16 protein-coding genes and 1 pseudogene are annotated in these 17,074 nt (G+C 51.6%); 11 read left to right on the top strand and 6 right to left on the bottom strand.

From position 1 onward, the window contains the following. Positions 1–92: 92 nt before the first annotated feature. Positions 93–1,265: a D-alanyl-lipoteichoic acid biosynthesis protein DltB gene (dltB, locus tag FYJ64_RS06765; RefSeq protein ID WP_154574445.1), complete on the bottom strand. Its 1,173-nt coding sequence runs from the start codon at positions 1,263–1,265 to the stop codon at positions 93–95. Position 1,266: 1 nt separating this feature from the next. Beyond that, the gene (gene dltA / locus FYJ64_RS06770) at positions 1,267–2,955 is read right to left on the bottom strand and encodes a D-alanine--poly(phosphoribitol) ligase subunit DltA (RefSeq protein WP_154574446.1); all 1,689 of its coding nucleotides are present in this window, start codon (positions 2,953–2,955) and stop codon (positions 1,267–1,269) included. Between the two features lie 271 nt (positions 2,956–3,226). Between dltA and FYJ64_RS06775 the strand changes: the two genes are divergently transcribed. From FYJ64_RS06775 to FYJ64_RS06785, 3 genes are all read left to right on the top strand, one after another. Continuing rightward, on the top strand, positions 3,227–3,430 hold the full coding sequence (locus FYJ64_RS06775; RefSeq protein ID WP_154574447.1) for a hypothetical protein: 204 nt from the start codon (positions 3,227–3,229) through the stop codon (positions 3,428–3,430). Positions 3,431–3,832: 402 nt separating this feature from the next. Further along, complete coding sequence (locus tag FYJ64_RS06780) at positions 3,833–5,686, top strand: NAD(P)-binding protein (RefSeq protein WP_328596995.1); 1,854 nt, start codon at positions 3,833–3,835, stop codon at positions 5,684–5,686. After that, positions 5,680–7,419 carry a [FeFe] hydrogenase, group A gene (locus tag FYJ64_RS06785; protein WP_154574449.1) on the top strand — a complete coding sequence of 580 codons (1,740 nt, stop codon included), beginning with the start codon at positions 5,680–5,682 and terminating at the stop codon, positions 7,417–7,419. Before FYJ64_RS06780 ends, FYJ64_RS06785 begins: the two co-directional genes overlap by 7 nt. Before the next feature lie 12 nt (positions 7,420–7,431). Here FYJ64_RS06785 and FYJ64_RS06790 read toward each other — a convergent pair whose 3' ends face one another. Next, on the bottom strand, positions 7,432–8,403 hold the full coding sequence (locus tag FYJ64_RS06790) for a calcium/sodium antiporter (RefSeq protein WP_154574450.1): 972 nt from the start codon (positions 8,401–8,403) through the stop codon (positions 7,432–7,434). Between the two features lie 711 nt (positions 8,404–9,114). Between FYJ64_RS06790 and FYJ64_RS06800 the strand changes: the two genes are divergently transcribed. Beyond that, positions 9,115–9,318 carry a TnpV protein gene (locus tag FYJ64_RS06800; protein ID WP_441139498.1) on the top strand — a complete coding sequence of 68 codons (204 nt, stop codon included), beginning with the start codon at positions 9,115–9,117 and terminating at the stop codon, positions 9,316–9,318. 222 nt (positions 9,319–9,540) lie between these two features. Further along, a complete protein-coding gene (locus FYJ64_RS06810) occupies positions 9,541–9,825 on the top strand; it encodes a hypothetical protein (RefSeq protein WP_465250622.1) in 285 nt (94 codons plus the stop codon). A gap of 193 nt (positions 9,826–10,018) precedes the next feature. Here FYJ64_RS06810 and FYJ64_RS06815 read toward each other — a convergent pair whose 3' ends face one another. After that, positions 10,019–10,225: a type II toxin-antitoxin system YafQ family toxin gene (locus FYJ64_RS06815; protein WP_465250624.1), complete on the bottom strand. Its 207-nt coding sequence runs from the start codon at positions 10,223–10,225 to the stop codon at positions 10,019–10,021. Next, positions 10,222–10,500, bottom strand: a complete 279-nt coding sequence (locus FYJ64_RS06820) for a type II toxin-antitoxin system RelB/DinJ family antitoxin (protein WP_075713569.1) — start codon at positions 10,498–10,500, stop codon at positions 10,222–10,224. Before FYJ64_RS06820 ends, FYJ64_RS06815 begins: the two co-directional genes overlap by 4 nt. 254 nt (positions 10,501–10,754) lie before the next feature. On the opposite strand from FYJ64_RS06820, the pseudogene FYJ64_RS06825 reads away from it, so the two are divergent. From FYJ64_RS06825 to FYJ64_RS06850, 6 genes and pseudogenes are all read left to right on the top strand, one after another. After that, positions 10,755–10,895, top strand: a pseudogene (locus FYJ64_RS06825) (cysteine-rich VLP protein); the annotation flags it as partial. A 128-nt stretch (positions 10,896–11,023) separates the two neighbouring features. Further along, on the top strand, positions 11,024–12,367 hold the full coding sequence (locus FYJ64_RS06830; RefSeq protein ID WP_154574452.1) for a M14 family zinc carboxypeptidase: 1,344 nt from the start codon (positions 11,024–11,026) through the stop codon (positions 12,365–12,367). A 71-nt stretch (positions 12,368–12,438) separates the two neighbouring features. Next, complete coding sequence (locus tag FYJ64_RS06835) at positions 12,439–13,173, top strand: RlpA-like double-psi beta-barrel domain-containing protein (protein ID WP_154574453.1); 735 nt, start codon at positions 12,439–12,441, stop codon at positions 13,171–13,173. A 522-nt stretch (positions 13,174–13,695) separates the two neighbouring features. Continuing rightward, a complete protein-coding gene (locus tag FYJ64_RS06840; protein ID WP_206045576.1) occupies positions 13,696–14,562 on the top strand; it encodes a DNA-processing protein DprA in 867 nt (288 codons plus the stop codon). Positions 14,563–14,579: 17 nt separating this feature from the next. After that, positions 14,580–15,428 (top strand): phosphoribosyltransferase, encoded by an 849-nt coding sequence (locus tag FYJ64_RS06845; RefSeq protein WP_154574455.1) that lies wholly within the window; start codon positions 14,580–14,582, stop codon positions 15,426–15,428. 26 nt (positions 15,429–15,454) lie between these two features. Next, positions 15,455–15,847, top strand: coding sequence for an ATP-binding protein (locus FYJ64_RS06850; RefSeq protein WP_407928779.1), 393 nt, complete (start codon positions 15,455–15,457; stop codon positions 15,845–15,847). Between the two features lie 260 nt (positions 15,848–16,107). On the opposite strand, the gene FYJ64_RS06855 is transcribed toward FYJ64_RS06850, so the two are convergent. Further along, positions 16,108–16,956, bottom strand: coding sequence for a histidine phosphatase family protein (locus FYJ64_RS06855; protein WP_154574456.1), 849 nt, complete (start codon positions 16,954–16,956; stop codon positions 16,108–16,110). Positions 16,957–17,074 lie beyond the last annotated feature (118 nt).

Consider the following 17,074-nt stretch of genomic DNA (forward strand, 5'->3'; position numbering starts at 1 on the left):
CCCCTTTCGTGTGTTGAGTGATAGTGTTTCATTTATGTAAATCGCAATATAATCGCTTTACAATCAATGCATGTTCATGAAACCTGCGGCGGTTACCACGCCTTCCAGTGCATCAGCGCGTTCAGTCTCCCGGAGAAGATGAAAAAGCCGAACAGAACCAGATGGAGGGTGAGTGCCCATTCGATTATGATGAACCATTTTTCCTTGCTGTATTTGCGATACAGACCGGACCTGGTCCGGATGATCTCAAACAGCGTGAGCAGCACGCCGTGATACAGTCCATACAAAATGTAGTACGAGGTCAGACCGTGCCAGAAGCCCATCAGCAGCATATTCGTCATGAATGCGATGGAGGCGATGGTCAGCCGGCGCTTTCGCAGTCCGGTGCGCATCAGCGACATCGTGACACGCGAGAACACGTAATCTCTCAGCCAGTGAGACAGTGTGATGTGCCAGCGGTTCCAGAAGTCGTTGATATCGCGACTGATAAATGGTCGGTTGAAGTTGTCCGGAACCTTGATTCCGAACAGATATCCGGTGCCCACAGCCATCAGACTGTATCCCGCGAAATCGAAGAACAGGTAGAAGCCGTAGGTGTAATAGTAAATCAGCACACCGGTCATATCCTTCTCCATGCCGTACTGCTTCATCAGGAAATACAGCACCGAAGCGATCACGGTCTTGTACACCATGCCCAGCAGGATTTTGTAAAGTCCTGTTCCCGCCAGCTCCAGGTATTCCGACCGCGGGATTTTCCTGTTCAGGTCCTTGCTGAACCGACGGCTCCGGTCGATGGGGCCGGAGGTGATGGTCGGGAAGAACAAAAGCAGGTACGCGTATTCAAAGGGACTGACTTTCTTGATGATTCCGTCGTAGATCTCGATGATCATCTGTGCAACCTTGAAGGTCATGTAGGAGATTCCCAGAAATCCGAAAATATGCCAGGGATTTCCCGTCAGCGCCAGCACCTTGTATGTCGCCAGCGGCGCAATGCTTAGCAGCAGGAACAGCCAGTACAGGACTTTGCTTCTGTTTCCGCCGAGTCGGAGCTGCAGATAGATCTGTATGATGGTATACTCCAGCAGGCAGAAAACGATCAGGTATGTCAGCGCGACGGTGTTGTGCCCCAGCGCCAGCCAGAGGAACACCAGAGAAGCGAACATGCCGTAGTATTTAATGGGTTTTTCAAAGACGCCCAGAATGAAAGCCGGGATCGTCATCACTATCAGCCACGCGAAGAAGCTGTGATCGGCAAACATCTGCATTTTACGACATCGCCTCCAGCTGCTTTCGGTCCAGTTTGCCGTTGCCGGTCATCGGGAACTTTTCTACGAAGCGGATCTTTTTCGGTACCATGTAAGCGGGGACGAGCTCTCTGAGTCCGGAGCGGACAGCCTTACGTCCCGCATAATCATCGGTGATACAGTCGCCGTCGCGGATAATGAAGGCGGTCAGAAAATCAATTCTGCCCCCGCTGCGGGACGGTGCGACTACAGCTCTGGAGACTCCGGGAAGTTTTTCCAGATTGGCCTCGATGTCCTCCAGTTCCATCCGGTAGCCGTGGAGCTTGATCTGGTGATCGAGACGGCCCTCACAGTAGAGCATGCCGGTCTCGTCAAGGTAGCCTTTGTCCCCCGTGCGATAGGAACGGCAGGAACCGCAGGAACTGTCGGAACCATCCGCACTCGCGCCGGTGAGACCGCAGGAACCGCCAACATTTGTCTCACATTCGGAGAAAACCTTGGCTGTACGTCCGGGGTCTTTGTAATAGCCGGGACTCACGGTGTTTCCGGTGATAATGATCTCATTGGTTTCAGGATCGGTTTCTATTCTGGTCATAGGGCCCGGTCTGCCCACGGGAAGCGGGCTGTCCGAGGCAACCATGGCGCCGGTAATCCGGACCTGCGTTACGCACACTGTGGTTTCCGTAGGTCCGTAAGTGTTAATAACCTTCGCGTCCGGGAAACGTTCCATCAGACGCCGGGCGGTCTCATTGGTCAATACCTCCCCGCAGAACAGGAATGCCCGGATTGACGGGATCCTGTCTGCGCTAAAGGAAGGTTCTCCCATGCACAGCTCCGCAAAGGAGGGGGTGGAGACCCAGTATTCAATATGCTGAAGACTGAGAAAGTCTATCATTTTTGGAATATCGTTCTGCAGCTCACGGTCGATCGAGACGATTTTGCCGCAGGTGGCCAGGCTCAGATACAGGTCCATGACCGACAGATCAAAGGAGTAGGGGGCCTGGTTCAGGAACACGCGGCTGTGCTGAATGCCTCCTGCCAGATCCACGGCCCATTCCAGATAGCCGTTCAGATTATCGGCGGTGATCTGAACCCCCTTGGGCTTTCCGGTGCTGCCCGAGGTAAATATTATGTAGAAAACGTCTTCGCCGCTGCAGGCGCGGAGAGCAGTCTCCGGCGTGGACTGTCCGGGTTCTCCGGAGGTTTCCGTGATACGACGCAGCTCGTCGTATGAGATTACTTTGTGCTCTGTTTCCGGGAATTCCGTCTGCGTGATGTTATCCGTCTGCTCTGAGAGTTCTGCCTGCGCGTTGTTATTCGCCTGCGCGCTGCGCTCCGCCTGAGAACATGCTGCCGCGGAAGCTTTTGTTCCCAAAAGCCCGCAGCCCTCCGGATGCGCGATGAGGATCAGCGGATTGCCGATCTCCCTCGCGACGGATGTCAGACGATCCTCCGGCATGTTGGTGTCCATCGGACAGTACGCCCGCCCGCTTCTGACGCACGCCAGAAAACAGATGAGCATCATCGGGTCTTTATGTCCGTAGACGATGACCGGATCCCGATTGTCTCCCATCTGTGCGTCGATTCTGCCGGCGAGGCGGCCGGATTTTTCCCATAGCTGCGCATAAGTAAGACTTCCCGCGCGTGAAGTGAACGCGACGCGGTTCCCCTCCGCGGCGGCGTTGCGCGCGATGCTTTTCAGAATATCCATCTCCCAAATCCCTTTCTGTTATTTTACCCTGATAACCTTTTTTCTCTATGGACAAAAGAATATGCAGTCTACCTTAAATAAACCTTGAACAGATGAAAAATAAGTGAAATTTTTTCGGGTGACATGAGAGGAGCAGACGCGCGGACGCGCAGTGCGGTTTTTTCACAAAATATAGAGTTATAATAATACTTGAATTATTAGTGCAAATGAATTATACTTTTCTCAAGGGATATTAGCTATTGTCAATGTTAATGCTAGGGGGATGAGTACGATGAAGACGACAGGTGTTCCGGTGGATATGGGAATATATGATATTCTGCCGACCATAGTTCTGGTTGCATTCGTTATAGGGGTCGTTGCGCTGGTCATAGCGGTGATCGCGGTGCTGCTTTATATCAGGAGAGTCTGCAGACTGACAGAAAAAGAATCCGGGGAAGACGGAAATCGGATTACGCGGCGGGGGAGACGGCTGTAGAGAACGTGAGGGCTTTCGCCGTCTGCCGGCACAGAGTAATTCAACTTCGATGCGCACCCGGTATGTGTCCGGTGTGCGCCTGAGCGCATACCGGCAGATAGTGCCTGATTTCTGTGCGGAGGGATTCGGTCGCTTCCGAATTCCTTCGCATTTTGTGATGTTTCGGACAAAATAATCGCCATCTATGGGCCTGAGGACTGAGGAGTATTCGTTAAAACTTTTTGCGGTACTTCTCACGAACACAGTTTCGCTCTTCCGCCGCCTGCACACCCGTAGGACCATTGAAATTAAAGGGAAAGAAGACTTTGTTAAATATTAGATTATTTTTTGTGATTTTTATATCATTTAAGAAATTTCCGTGATATAATGAGGCTGAAAAGAAGCGAAAGGAGGAGTCCGAACGTGAGCAGACTTGAATTCAAGAAGAAAGACCAGGCCCAGAAAGAGGTAGAGCGTCTGTACCAGGATCTGGAACGCCGTGTCGTGGCAAGCCCGCCCAGTCAGTGTCCCGTGGATATGACGTCGTCGTTTCTGAAGCTGTGCCAGGCTCAGTCCTGCGGAAAGTGTGTGCCGTGCCGCGTGGGCGTGGGACAGATGATTAACATCATCGAGGATATTCTGGATCTGAGCCGGGAGAGCAGTATAGAGGATCTGATTCTTCTGGAACGTACTGCAGAGTCAATCCGGAATTCCTCGGACTGCGCGATCGGGTCGGAGTCGGCGGAAATGGTGCTGAAGGGAATGAAGAGCTTCCGGGAAGACTACATATCCCATATCGAGAAAAACCGCTGTTCCGACCATCTGAGGGACACCAGGCATTCTATCCCCTGTATTGCCAAATGTCCTGCAGAGGTGGACATTCCGGGCTATATGGCGCTGGTTCGCAGTGGACGCTATGATGATGCAGTGCGGCTGATCCGCAAGGATAATCCGTTCCCCACGGTATGCGCCTTGATTTGTGAACACCCATGCGAAAGCCACTGCAGAAGAAACATGATCGATGCACCGCTGAACATCCGGGGGCTGAAGATGTTCGCCGTAGACCATTGTTCGGACGAGGTGCCGATTCCGCGCAGAATGCCGAATACCGGAAAGCGGGTCGCTATCGTTGGTGGCGGTCCAAGCGGGCTGACTGCGGCCTTCTATCTTGCGCTGATGGGGCACAACCCGACGGTGTTCGAGAAGAGGAAACAGCTGGGCGGTATGCTCCGCTACGGAATCCCCAGCTACCGTCTTCCCCGGAAACGGCTGGAGTGGGATATCCGCGCGATTCTGAAGGCAGGCGTAGAGGTGAAGCTGAACGTGAATATCGATGACGAGGAAAGCATAAGGAAACTGGTGGACGGCTATGACGCTGTCTATGTCGCAATCGGTGCGCATAACTACAAAATGATCGGAATCGAGGGTGAGGAGAGCAATGGCGTATACTCTGCCGTGGATATGCTGCGTGCCATCGGTGACAATCACATGCCGGATTTCAAGGGGAAGCGGGTTGCCGTCGTCGGCGGCGGAAATGTGTCAATGGACGTGGCGCGTACCGCCATGCGTCTGGGGGCCTCCCATGTGGACATCGTTTACAGACGGCGCAAGGCGGATATGACGGCCATGAGCGAAGAGATTGAAGGCGCGATTGCAGAGGGCTGCCGTCTTCTGGAACTCCGCACGCCGGTTCGGATCGAGTCGGATCCGGAGGGCAACGTATCGGCGCTGGTAATCAAGCCGCAGAAGGTAGGCGAGTTCGATGATTCCGGCCGCCCCCGGTCTTTCCCGGCAGACAAAGAAGAACAGAGACTTTTGTGCGACGTGGTTGTCGGTGCCATCGGACAGGAAATTGACTCGGACGTGTTTGAGAAAGCCGGCGTCTCTGTCCTGTGGAAGAAGCTGAACACCGATTCCTCCATGAGCGTCATCGGAACGCCGGGCATGTTCGCCGGCGGAGACAGCGTCACAGGTCCGTCTACGGCAGTGAATGCCATAGCACAGGGGAAGGTGGCAGCTGCAAACATCGACAATTATCTGGGATACAATCATGAAATCGAACTTGACATCGATATTCCCGAGCCACTGCTGGAGAACAAAAGACCCTGCGGCCGCTCGGAACTCACGTCGCGCTACCCGGATGAGAGGAACAGGGATTTCGACGGCTTCGAGAACGGACTGCTTCTGGAAGAGGCGGTGCAGGAGGCGGGACGCTGTCTGCGGTGTGACTGCAACAGCCTTGGTGCGTTCCGCGGAGGGAGGCAGGTAAAATGGTGAATTTAAGAATCAACGGAATTGCTCTCTCCGTACAGGAGGGAACTACGATTATGAACGCCGCCCACAGCGCAGGAATCGACATCCCTCATCTCTGTTACTGGGAGGGACTGAACGAGATTGGCGCCTGCCGGATCTGCGTCGTGGAAGTGGCCGGCATGGACAAGCTTCTCTCTGCCTGCAATACAGAGGTGAAGGAGGGCATGGAAATTTTGACCAACAGTCCCAGGGTCCGGCTGTCCCGTAAGACGAATGTGCAGCTGATTCTCTCGGAGCACGACTGCCAGTGTGCAACCTGCACCAGGAGCGGAAACTGCGCTCTGCAGACCATCGCGAAAAACCTCGGCATCGCCAATCCGATTTATAAGGATATTACAGAGAAATTCCGATGGAACCGGCATTTCCCGCTGATCCGCAATTCCTCCAAATGCATTAAATGTATGCGGTGCATTCAGGTCTGCGACGACATTCAGGATCTGCACGTATGGGAGATGGTGGGAACTGCTCAGCGAACCAGTGTCGGCGTGAGAAACGGCGTCCGTATGGATGAGGCCCGCTGTTCCCTTTGCGGGCAGTGCATCACTCACTGTCCGGTGGGCGCTCTCCGGGAGCGCAACGACATGGACGAGGTTCTGGACGCGCTGGCGGATCCGGACAAAATCACCATGGTGCAGTTCGCTCCGGCGGTTCGCGTCGCCTGGGGAGAAAAGGCGGGACTGCACCGCGTAGAGCAGACGACAGGCAAACTCGTTGCGGCGCTGAAGCAGATCGGCTTTGATTATGTTTTCGATACCGTGTACTCGGCGGACATGACGATTATGGAAGAGGGAAGCGAGCTGATTAAGAGGATGGGAGACAAAGAAAAGTACAGCTGGCCCATGTTCACATCCTGCTGCTCCGGCTGGCTGCGCTTTGTGAAAAGCGAATTCCCGTGTTTCCTCCCGAATCTCTCCACCGCCAAGTCTCCGCAGCAGATGTTCGGTGCGCTGGCCAAGACCTACATGGCAGAAAAGCTGGGAATCGATCCTGCCAGAATCGTTTCCGTCTCGCTGATGCCCTGCACGGCCAAGAAGTATGAGGCGGATGTGGAGCAGGTGAACGGCTCCGGATTCAAGGATGTGGATATCGTCCTGACGACCCGTGAGCTGGACAACCTGATCCTCGCGGACGGAATCAACGCCGGTGAGCTGAAAGAGATGCCCTTCGACAGTTTCTTCGGCGAGGGCACGGGGGCAGGCGTCATTTTCGGAGCTACCGGAGGCGTCATGGAGGCGGCTCTGCGCAGCGCATATTTCCTTATCACAAAAGAAAATCCGCCGGCTGACGCCTTCAAAAATGTTCGTGGCATGAACGGATGGAAGGAAGCCACGTTTACCGTGGCGGGAACGCATATGAAGGTGGCTGTCGCCAATGGCCTCGGCAATGCAAGAAGGCTTCTGAACGCCATCAAGGCAGGCGCCGTCGAGTACGACTTCGTCGAAATCATGGCGTGTCCGGGCGGATGCGCCGGCGGCGGAGGACAGCCGATACACGACGGCCGGGAAATGGCGGAAATCCGTGGAGGCGAGCTGTATAACATCGACAGCACCCTGCCTCGCCGATTCTCCCACGAAAACCCCACCGTGCAGCTGACCTACCGGGAATACCTGGGTGAACCTCTTTCCCGCCGGGCCCATCAGCTTCTCCACACCGAAGTAGAGGGCTGGGATCTGACGCCTGAAACGATGAAGCAGTAGCCTGATAGCCGACTATTTTCGCAGAATAATGTAAATCAGGTAGATTGTATACATGATGAGCATGAAGACTCCCTCTCGCCGAGAGAGGGATTTTTTTGTCCAGCAGAATCCCCATACGATCAGACTCACGACGATCAGCACGCCCATATCCACCAGATTCGCCGTGACGATGGCGATGGGACTGAGGAAGGCGGCTACGCCCAGAATGAACAGAATGTTGAAGATGTTGCTGCCGATTACGTTGCCGATGGCCAGATCGAGTTCGCCCTTGCGAGTCGCCTGAATGGAGGTCACGAGTTCCGGCAGGGAAGTGCCGCAGGCCACAATGGTCAGACCGATCAGTGTCTCGGAAAGTCCGAAGCTTTTGGCGATATAGGAGGCACTGTCCACGACGAAATCTCCTCCGAATTTGACGGCGACGGCGCCGCCTATGACATAGAGGACCGACTGCCACATCGGCAGAATCCGGTATTCCTGCGCGGCCTCCTGAAACTCATCGTCATGCTGAGAGAGCCTAGCCTTCCGGGATTTTGTTGCGGCCCGGACGGTGTAGATGATGTAGAGCACAAAGGCAACGCACAGAACAGTGCCCGCGAAGCGGCCGATACACATGCCTTTGTAACACATGATCATCAGGCCGGCGGCGCAGAGTATACTGATGGGAAAGTCCCTGCGCAGAACCCGGTCGTCCACGTTCAGCGGAAGAATCAGTGCGCTGGCGCCCAGAACAACGACGAGGTTGAACAGGTTCGAGCCTGTCACGTTGCTGACGGACAATTCATTGTTCCCCTGCAGTGATGAGACGACGCTGACCGACAGCTCCGGAAGTGAGGTTCCCATGGCGACGATGGTCAGACCGATGATGAGCGGGGGTATCAGCAGCGTTTTGGCGATGGAGGAACTCCCGTCCACAAAAAAATCGGCTCCCTTAATCAGCAGCACGAACCCCAGTATTAATATTCCTGTGTTTATCAGCATTTCCATACTCGTATTATATAGAAAGATCCTCGTCAAGTCAATGAGGAACCAGGGCGGATTGACCTGTGGATGCGAACCGACTGACGCGTATCCGGGTGCTTGAGATTAAGTTCGAAATTTTCGGTGGATTTTTTGCCGCAGCGTGCTATAATGGTTATAAGTTCTTTTTATATCAAGTGTGTGACGGGTTGCAGCGCTGCTGATATATTGATATTCCCGATTGTAATGGTTGAGAAAGAGAGTGAGAATATCTTGACAGGCGATAATAAAAGAAGGACAATCTTAACAGACAGACAGACAGACAGACAGACAGACAGACAGACAGACAGACAGACAGACAGACAGACAGACAGACAGACAGACAGACAGACAGACAGACAGACAGACAGACACTGTCTTTTTGTTGCGGAATAATTCCCAAAACAACAATGGAAGAGTCAGATCAAGAAGGAAGTAACTGCCGCGAATGCGGACGGATACTTCTTTTTTGTATGCCTTTGCGGAGCCGGCCGGGAGCTGACGCCGGAATCCGCATTCGAACAAATGGTAAAAGCGATATTTAATTATATACGGATACGCCCTGGAGCCTGTACGCCCCAAGGCGTATCTTAATGTGTGCGTTGCGGCGAGGAGATGTATGCTCTAAGTGACTTCTTAATCATGTTTTTTGTCATGGTTAGTGAAGCAGTCACTTAGAGCATTTCCATTAGCTTGATCTTGAGTGAAAAGCTGTACCCACACCTGTTGGAGATTGACCGGGCGGCGCGTGAACGGATGGACGCCATGCTGCCCCGCATGATGGAGGCGGCGGGCGTCACTGAGGAACTGAAATTCCGTGATCCCATGCGCTGGGTGGGGCTGATGAACACGCTGAAAGCACAGGTGGAGGAAATTGTGCTGTCAGAGCTGATTTATCAATAGCTCTTTTACAAGCGGAGGCTGCTATTTGCGGCCTCTGTTTGTTTTTACGCTTTCGACATATCTCACACCTTGTATTCTTCGAGATAATGAAAAATGTTGTCGGAGGTGCGAATATGGACTACGTGACACTCAAAGAGGCAAGTGAGAAATGGGACGTTTTGTCCCGCCAAGTCAACCATTACTGCGTTGAGGGGCGTATCCCCGGCGCTGTGAAAATGGCCGGTGTCTGGTTACTCCCCAAGGAGGCAAATAAACCTACAGATCGTCGCCGACAACAAGCTGCTCAAGGAAATCAAGGCCCGCATTACCCGCCTCTACAACTGGTCTAAGGCCGAGGCAGAGAAGCGGGAGCTGTTCGAGCAGCGCCACAGCTGGGAACTGATTCTCTATGACGCGGCGGCCCGGTATCTGAAAGAACTGAAAGCCATGGAACGGCTCCGCAAGGCCGCCAACCAACTGGCCCGCCAGGAACGGGACAAGTCCCGCGACCGAGGACCGGAGCGGTAAAGGGTACGGCGCTTTGCCGCCCCCCCCTTGCGGTGCATCGCGTTTCACGACACCCCTTTGCACACAGAAAAACCGCCGTACAGGTTTTACCTATACGGCGGCAGACGGTTTATTTGCCGAACAAGTCGCTATGCGACCCGGTGCGGGCCAGCGTCAGGACCAGCACATCATCCTCGATACGGTAAATGAGCAACTAGTCCGGGAGAATGTGACATTCTCGATGGCCCACCCAATCGCCGGACAGATCGTGATCACGGTTTTTATCCGGCAGCGGTTCACCCATTGCCAGCAGCGCCACGACCTGTTCCAGCAATTCGATTTTCAGGCCGCGCTTGATTGCCCGCTTGTAGTCCTTTTTGAAAGCGGTCGTGTACTTGACGGTGTACTTTGTTTTCCTCATTTTTTCAGGTCGGCAAACAACTCGTCAAGGTCTTTGTAGCCCTTTACAGACGGGTCTTTTGCAATCCTTTCCGCTTCCAGCATGGCAGCAATCGTTTCCTTATTGGGCTGTTCCAGCTTCACTTCAAAGGGAATACCGCCCTCACGAAGCGACTGGCGCACGAAGATGTTGAACGCCGTGGATAAATTCATGCCGAGTTCCGCAAACAGGGCATCGGCCTGTGCCTTCAAATCCGCGTCCATGCGGATGCTGATGTTTGTGGTATTTCCAGCCATATCATCAACCCCTTTCTGCTAGTACTTTTAGTATATGCTATTTGCACGAAGAAAACAATACTTTGCACGAATATTTAACAGTAAATTCATTGAAGGAGGTCGCTGTATGAAACAGATTATTTTGCCCGTCACTGTTCACCTGAATGTCCGACTGCCCCTTGCCCTCTTGCAGCCGGTACCGGCAGACGCGCCCACCGGCCCGGAGCCGGAGGCCCATGCCTGCCAGGGCCGCGGTGGGTGCGGGAAGTGCCAGCATGAAGAAAAGCAAGCCTGAACCCGTCTTCGTCATGGACTACCGTCAGTACCGCAGAGCGCGGCGGCTGGTACATGAGTGCTGCAACTATGACTGCGGCAACTGTATCGCGCTGGATGATAGGGAGGAATGTGTCTGCGTCTAGTCCATTTCCTACTCCCTGTTGTGCCGGTGGTTCCGGGCGGTAGGGAATTCGAGTTTTTTTCACACACATGGGTAGTTTTTGTGGTATACTAAAACACATTGTAAAAACCAAATTACGAGGCATTTATGAAGAAACTGAGACGATGTGCGATAGTAGTTCTGGGGCTGGTTGCTGCAATCACGACCCTGAGCATATCGACGGTTTTCGCAGACACGTCCGTCGTGGATACCACGGATGCGAAGTACAGTTATGCGGATCTGACCGCAGATGCCAAGGCGCTGGCGAAGAAATACAGCGATCGGTGCAGGCTGTCTTCCCTGGGAAAGTCCTGGGACGGAAGAAATATATGGTGTCTGCGGATCGGCAGCGATAATGCCAGCAGGCAGATCGTGGTCTTTGCCTGTGTCCACGCCCGGGAATATATCAACGGGCCGGTCGCAATGGCAATGGCAGAGGAATATTGTAAGAACTACACAACGAAAAAAGTAAACGGGAGAACGTACAAGGATATTTTTTCTCATACGCAGATCTATATCGTACCGATGGTGAATCCGGACGGTGTAATGATCGCGCAGGAGGGACTGGATTCCATACGCGACAAATCGCTGCGGGAAAAGGCGGAAACCTATCCGGTCAGCGGCGGCTACTACAATTGGAAGGCAAACGCCCGGGGAGTGGACATCAATCGGAATTTTGAATCCGGGTTCAATGACACGACGAATAAAAATACGGTGCGCAGCAGTGAACGCTATGGAGGAACCGAGCCCTATACGGAGAAGGAGACCATGGCGATGGTGAACCTGGTGAAGGAACTGAATTGCCAGGCGGTCATCAACCTTCATACCATGGGGCAGGTGTATTACTGGGGTTACACAGATCAGACAAAGGACGCCGAGGAGCGTCTGGTGAAAATCGTATCGGAGGAAACCGGCTACACCGGACAGCTGGAGACCGGAAACGGAGACGGGGATGCGGAACACTACTTCAGGAACATCACCCACACGCCCTATGTGTGTATTGAAAACGCAACAGGAGGATATCCCAACGACCACAGTCAGTTTACATCAATCTACGAAAAAAATGTGAACATTCCGGTACGTACTGCGGACGCTTTCCGGGGAGAAATCGTTAAAAAAGCAGATACTTCCTCAGAAACGTCGGGGGAAAGCGACGCCACGGCAAAACAGAAACTGAAATCCGCGATGAGTCTGGAACTGCTTCCGCCGTGGATCGCCCTTGTCATCGCGGTGGCCTTCGCCGCCAGCTATCTGATCTGGACCAGAATCATCGACCGGCCGGGACGCCACGACGCGCCGGGAAAGCGCGGCAGCCGCAGAAGACCTGCTCCTCAGAGCAAGCGAACAGGACAGAGCCTGCGAGCCGGGCAGAGTGCGCCGGATGAGCGCAGAAAGCCTGACCGCCGGAGCGTGCGGCCCGAACGTGACCGAAACCGCGGCAAAAAAAGCTGAAAACCTCAGCCCGTCCGCGCAGCTGCGAAAAATCATGCGGACGTTATGCGTACGTCATAGGAGGATTGAACATGCAGAAGCTATACCGAAAACAGGGACCCGATATCTACTTCCATTTCAAGCCCCTTGTTTTGCTGCTTACGGTCATCGCTCTGATCCTGCTGGTTCTCATATACGCCAACGGCGTGATGACGAATCAGAAACAGGAGCAGCTCACGATGGAGAACCTCACACAGAAGCAGGCGGTAGGACTGGTGTTGCTGGATGAAGAGGCGGAGCTTCCGGGAACAAAGGAAGCCCGGGCGGTAGTCGATGAGTATGAGCGCAAGCAGGAAATCAAACAGCAGAAATGGCTTGCCGCACAAAAGAAACGTGTCGCCGCCGCCAAAGCGGCCGCTAAGAAAAAGGCAGAGAAGAAGGCTCGGGAAGAGGAACGAAAGAAAATTTTGCAGATCGCCAGGGCGAATACCCGCAGAACGTATTCCGGAACATATAGCGGCGCCGTACTTTCCCGGGGTGCGGGAACCGTCATGGGCCCTTCCGGTAAGGAAACCTATTACAATCTGGATATGTCAACCTGTGTGCGCATCATGCGCGGGATGGGTTTCTCTGCATCGCAGTATCCGTACAAAGTCCGGTCCGACGGCGTCAAGACGCTGGGCGGCTATGTGATGTGTGCTGCCAATCTGAGTCTGAGGCCGAAGGGAAGCTATATCATGACCTCGCTGGGCGTTGGAATCGTAGTGGATACAGGCGGTTTCGCCAGCCGCAATCCGACACAGCTGGATATCTGTGTAAACTGGTGAAAATGTGGGTAATCAAAGTTTTTTAGGGAAAATCATTAGGGTCAGATATCATTCGTTATGGTCTGTCGTTAGGGGCAGTCTGTAGGGTCGTTCATTAGGGGCATTCTACGGGGTCTGAACAAACAAGAACTGAACAGAAAATCAAGTGGAGGGTCGATAAATGCTCTCCGCTTTGAATTGCAACGATTCTGATGTCAGTTTTCTTAATGAGAGTTCAGGTTGAAGTACCAGACCTGGAAAGGGTTCGTCTTCATTTTGTTCAGAATGAGCATGGTTTCTGAAATAGATGAATTCATCCCATAGATTCATCCAGGACAGGAATCCGTACAGGTAGTTTAATTCTGTTGTCTGGAAATCGAGATCCGTTTCAAGATCGAGGATATGTTGATGCAGTTCCTGAGAGACGTGCTCAATTATTTGCGTTGTGTTATTTAGCATAGCGAAGTATAATTATAAAAAAAGATTGGTGGTAATTGTTTGAATAATCATTGCATCGAATTGATGCTATTAAAAAGCCTACCAATGGTTGGCAATGCAAGGATAAATAAAGAGTATTGTACTGTTTTGCAATCATGTGAAAATGTAGATGGTTTGATTAAATACCTATCAAGTCAAGGCTTTTCTGACGTTGAAATATCGAACGCAAAGCAGAAGGCCGTTGAAGAATACTATGTGGTGAAGAACAGCAAAGATACACAAATACTAACCGTATTCGATGAATCGTATCCGGCTCAACTGAATTGTATGAAGCATAAAAAACCTGTATTCCTGTACGCAAGAGGGAATGTAGAACTTTTAAATACAGAAATGGTAGCGGTTGTGGGGACGAGAAAACCGTCAGATTTTACTGAGAAAGTCGAAAAAAAAATTGTAAAAAGAATTATTGATGATTATAAATTAACGATTCTAAGTGGTTTGGCATTAGGATGTGATGCAGTAGCACATGATGCTGCCCTCCATTGTAATGGATCTACAATAGCAGTTTTACCTTCTGGTCTTGACAATGTTTCACCTAAACGCAATATAGGATTGGCAGAACGCATTATTGATAATAATGGACTTCTACTCAGCGAATATCCTAATAATTTTGAAGCAACTAAATATACCCCTTTGGCAAGGGATGAAATTGTTGCAGGGTTATCCGGTTCCATTCTCGTAATTGAATGTAGTGAGGAAAGCGGAACGATGCAAACTGTAAAATTTGGAAATAAATATAATAAAGTTGTCGGTACCTATGTTCCGAGTGATGCGTCAATGGGAGATTATTCAGGGAATATCTTTATCATAGATAATAAAATGGGAATATCAATAAACTCTAAGGAAAAGTTGCCTGAATTATTCAAAAAAAATAAAGACGATACTAGAGGCGAACAGTTAATGATATTTTAGAAGAGATGGTATAGATTATGGCATATGTAAAGGTTAACAAACGCAAAATATTGTTTTTTACTGACTATTGCAAAAAAAATGACAGAAGCTACTGTGATCCCAAGACGCGAAAGATGTCAAATTTAATAGTTGATTTCAAGTATGAAAAACACTGCTCTCCGGATCCATTTCAAAGTTTTTCCGCAAAACTAAACATAGCCATACATTGTATTGCACGGTACTGTATAAATGCGGACGGTATTGTCCTGGTTGCTGCGCCATCTTCCTCTATTGAAAGAGACAAAAATTCGCCATTGAAAAAAGCTGTAAAGATTTGTGCGAAAAAGCTTGGGTTTGAAGATGGATCAAATATACTCCAACGAAAAATGAGCATAGAGTCATCTGCAAGTTGTGAGAATAGGGAGAGGAATTCGATTGAGCAGCTGAAGGAAACCACAGAATGCACATCTAAGTTGAAAAAAAATAAGGCATATATCTTAATTGACGATGTTACTACCACGGGTAATAGCATGAGGGCATACTCATCTATCCTAAAAGAAAATGGGGCCAATAATGTTGTATGTTTTGCTTTTGGATCAACTATGCTTAAAGGCGAATCATTCGAACAAGTCGGATACACAATAGACGACTATTTCAGAGACAATCCGATAAAGGTATATAAGCGAAGTTTAGGAATATATAAATACCGTAGATTTCCCAAAGGCATAGAAATTTATCATAGAATTCCACTGTTGGATTTTGAAGAACAAGCGCTTATTAAAATGGGCTGGAAAAAAAGAAATGCAGACTGTTATTATATAGCTAAAAGAAATTCGAATTATAAAAAGTGTGAAGCCTATGCACTTAAACATTTTGATAAGGGATAATGAAGCATAACGTCCGCACCCCCAAATTGAATTTGCGAAAAAATCTTGACACTATCGCTCCTCTCCTCCTTGAACTTGCACGCTTCGATGGGACGTACAGGAAAGTTCTGGCCAAGTATGCCAATCCGATTGTTCTGATCCTGGATGAATGGCTGCTTCTGAAGCCGACTGAGGCTGAGCAGCATGACATCCCGGAACTATTGCACAGAAGGAGGAAGAAATCTTCCACGATCTTCTGTTCACAGTATGAATCGGATGGCTGGTACGATCAGCCGGGAGGCGATGACAGTCCCTTGGCCGAAGCGATACTGGACCGCATCAAGCATGATGCCTACAAGATTAATATCGTACCGGTGGATCCGGCCAACTACCGCGCAATGAGAGAGGTATACGGCCTGGACCTGGCAATGAGTGAGTGAACAGATGGCATGGCCCCGTTCCGGAGGATGTTTTCTATCCCTGGAATGGCGGCTACGCCGCATTGGAAATCAGTAGTACTGATTTCCATATGCCGGGCTGGTGATTTCCGGTTTGCCGGATTGGCGCTTTCAGCGCACTAGAATATCCAGCACGCTTTGCAAACTCAACTGGGACAGGTCTCTATAATAATGTTTGGTGTATGACTGAGGTATCGTGCCTGCCGATCCCGAACTTTATTGCGCCTGCTGCACCTGGACAGCTATTGTGCCTGTTGAGCCTGTGAAGACTGCTGTTTGCGGAACATCGGTCTGCGCCGGAACTCCTCCGGGAGATGGCTGTCTTCATTCCAGACGGTGATTGACGCGCGTTCGCCCGGACGGGGCCCGGCGTCCTGCGGCCCGCCTGTCTCTGAATTCTGCGGGCCACCTGTCTCTGAATTCTGCGGACCGCCTGTCTCTGAGCTTTGCGGCCCGCCTGTCACGGAGGTGAATGCCGCATCGTCCGAGGCGTTTTCCGCGGTTCCTGCGGTCGAATCGATTTCCGCGGGGGTGAAGACCTCCACCCGGTTCAGTCCCGCGTTGGAGATCGGGTGCGCCCAGATCTCATCAATCGGGAGTCCGGCGATGCCCAGAAGCAGGGCGGACAGGCAGACCATATGGGACGCGATAAGTATCGTTTTCCCTGGATTGGCGTGGACGCATTCCCAGAATGCCCGCGTTGCACGTTGCTGAACGTGCAGGAAAGTTTCTCCGTCGGGAATCTGAACCTGACCGGGGCAGTTGCTCCAGAGCTCGAGTTCCTTCGGATACCGGAGACGGATTTCCTCGGCGGTCAGGCCTTCCCATGCGCCTGCGTTTTGTTCGTGAAAATCGAATACAGGCTCCGGCTCGATTTCCCGCTCCTGCAGGATAATGCGGGCCGTTTCCATAGCCCGGCGCAGCGGACTGGCGTATGCGGCGTCAATCTCCGTGCCCTTCAGCGCATCGCGGGCACAGGATGCCTGATACCGCCCTGTCTCGCTGAGAGGAATGTCGCTCATTCCCTGAAATTTTCCTGCCCGGTTCCATTCTGTTTCACCATGCCGGACTAAAATTACCGTTGTTTTCAATGAAGTCCCTTTCTTTGAAATCTGCTTTATGAGAATAATTTCTGAGAAGTCCCTTGCGTCGCTGCCGCGCGCGTGTCATGCCTACAGTACATGGTACATATTATGCTCGCAGCACGTA

Origin of the sequence: Hornefia butyriciproducens (assembly GCF_009695915.1) — a bacterium.
In the GTDB taxonomy this organism is placed as follows: domain Bacteria; phylum Bacillota; class Clostridia; order Peptostreptococcales; family Anaerovoracaceae; genus Aminicella; species Aminicella butyriciproducens.

Excerpts from the sequence above, each read along its gene's own strand:
- dltB (WP_154574445.1), bottom strand. The coding sequence starts at position 1,265 with ATGCAGATGTTTGCCGATCACAGCTTCTTCGCGTGGCTGATAGTGATG.
- dltA (WP_154574446.1), bottom strand. The coding sequence starts at position 2,955 with ATGGATATTCTGAAAAGCATCGCGCGCAACGCCGCCGCGGAGGGGAAC.
- FYJ64_RS06775 (WP_154574447.1), top strand. The coding sequence starts at position 3,227 with ATGAAGACGACAGGTGTTCCGGTGGATATGGGAATATATGATATTCTG.
- FYJ64_RS06785 (WP_154574449.1), top strand. The coding sequence starts at position 5,680 with ATGGTGAATTTAAGAATCAACGGAATTGCTCTCTCCGTACAGGAGGGA.
- FYJ64_RS06790 (WP_154574450.1), bottom strand. The coding sequence starts at position 8,403 with ATGGAAATGCTGATAAACACAGGAATATTAATACTGGGGTTCGTGCTG.
- FYJ64_RS06815 (WP_465250624.1), bottom strand. The coding sequence starts at position 10,225 with ATGAGGAAAACAAAGTACACCGTCAAGTACACGACCGCTTTCAAAAAG.
- FYJ64_RS06820 (WP_075713569.1), bottom strand. The coding sequence starts at position 10,500 with ATGGCTGGAAATACCACAAACATCAGCATCCGCATGGACGCGGATTTG.
- FYJ64_RS06830 (WP_154574452.1), top strand. The coding sequence starts at position 11,024 with ATGAAGAAACTGAGACGATGTGCGATAGTAGTTCTGGGGCTGGTTGCT.
- FYJ64_RS06835 (WP_154574453.1), top strand. The coding sequence starts at position 12,439 with ATGCAGAAGCTATACCGAAAACAGGGACCCGATATCTACTTCCATTTC.
- FYJ64_RS06840 (WP_206045576.1), top strand. The coding sequence starts at position 13,696 with ATGGTTGGCAATGCAAGGATAAATAAAGAGTATTGTACTGTTTTGCAA.
- FYJ64_RS06845 (WP_154574455.1), top strand. The coding sequence starts at position 14,580 with ATGGCATATGTAAAGGTTAACAAACGCAAAATATTGTTTTTTACTGAC.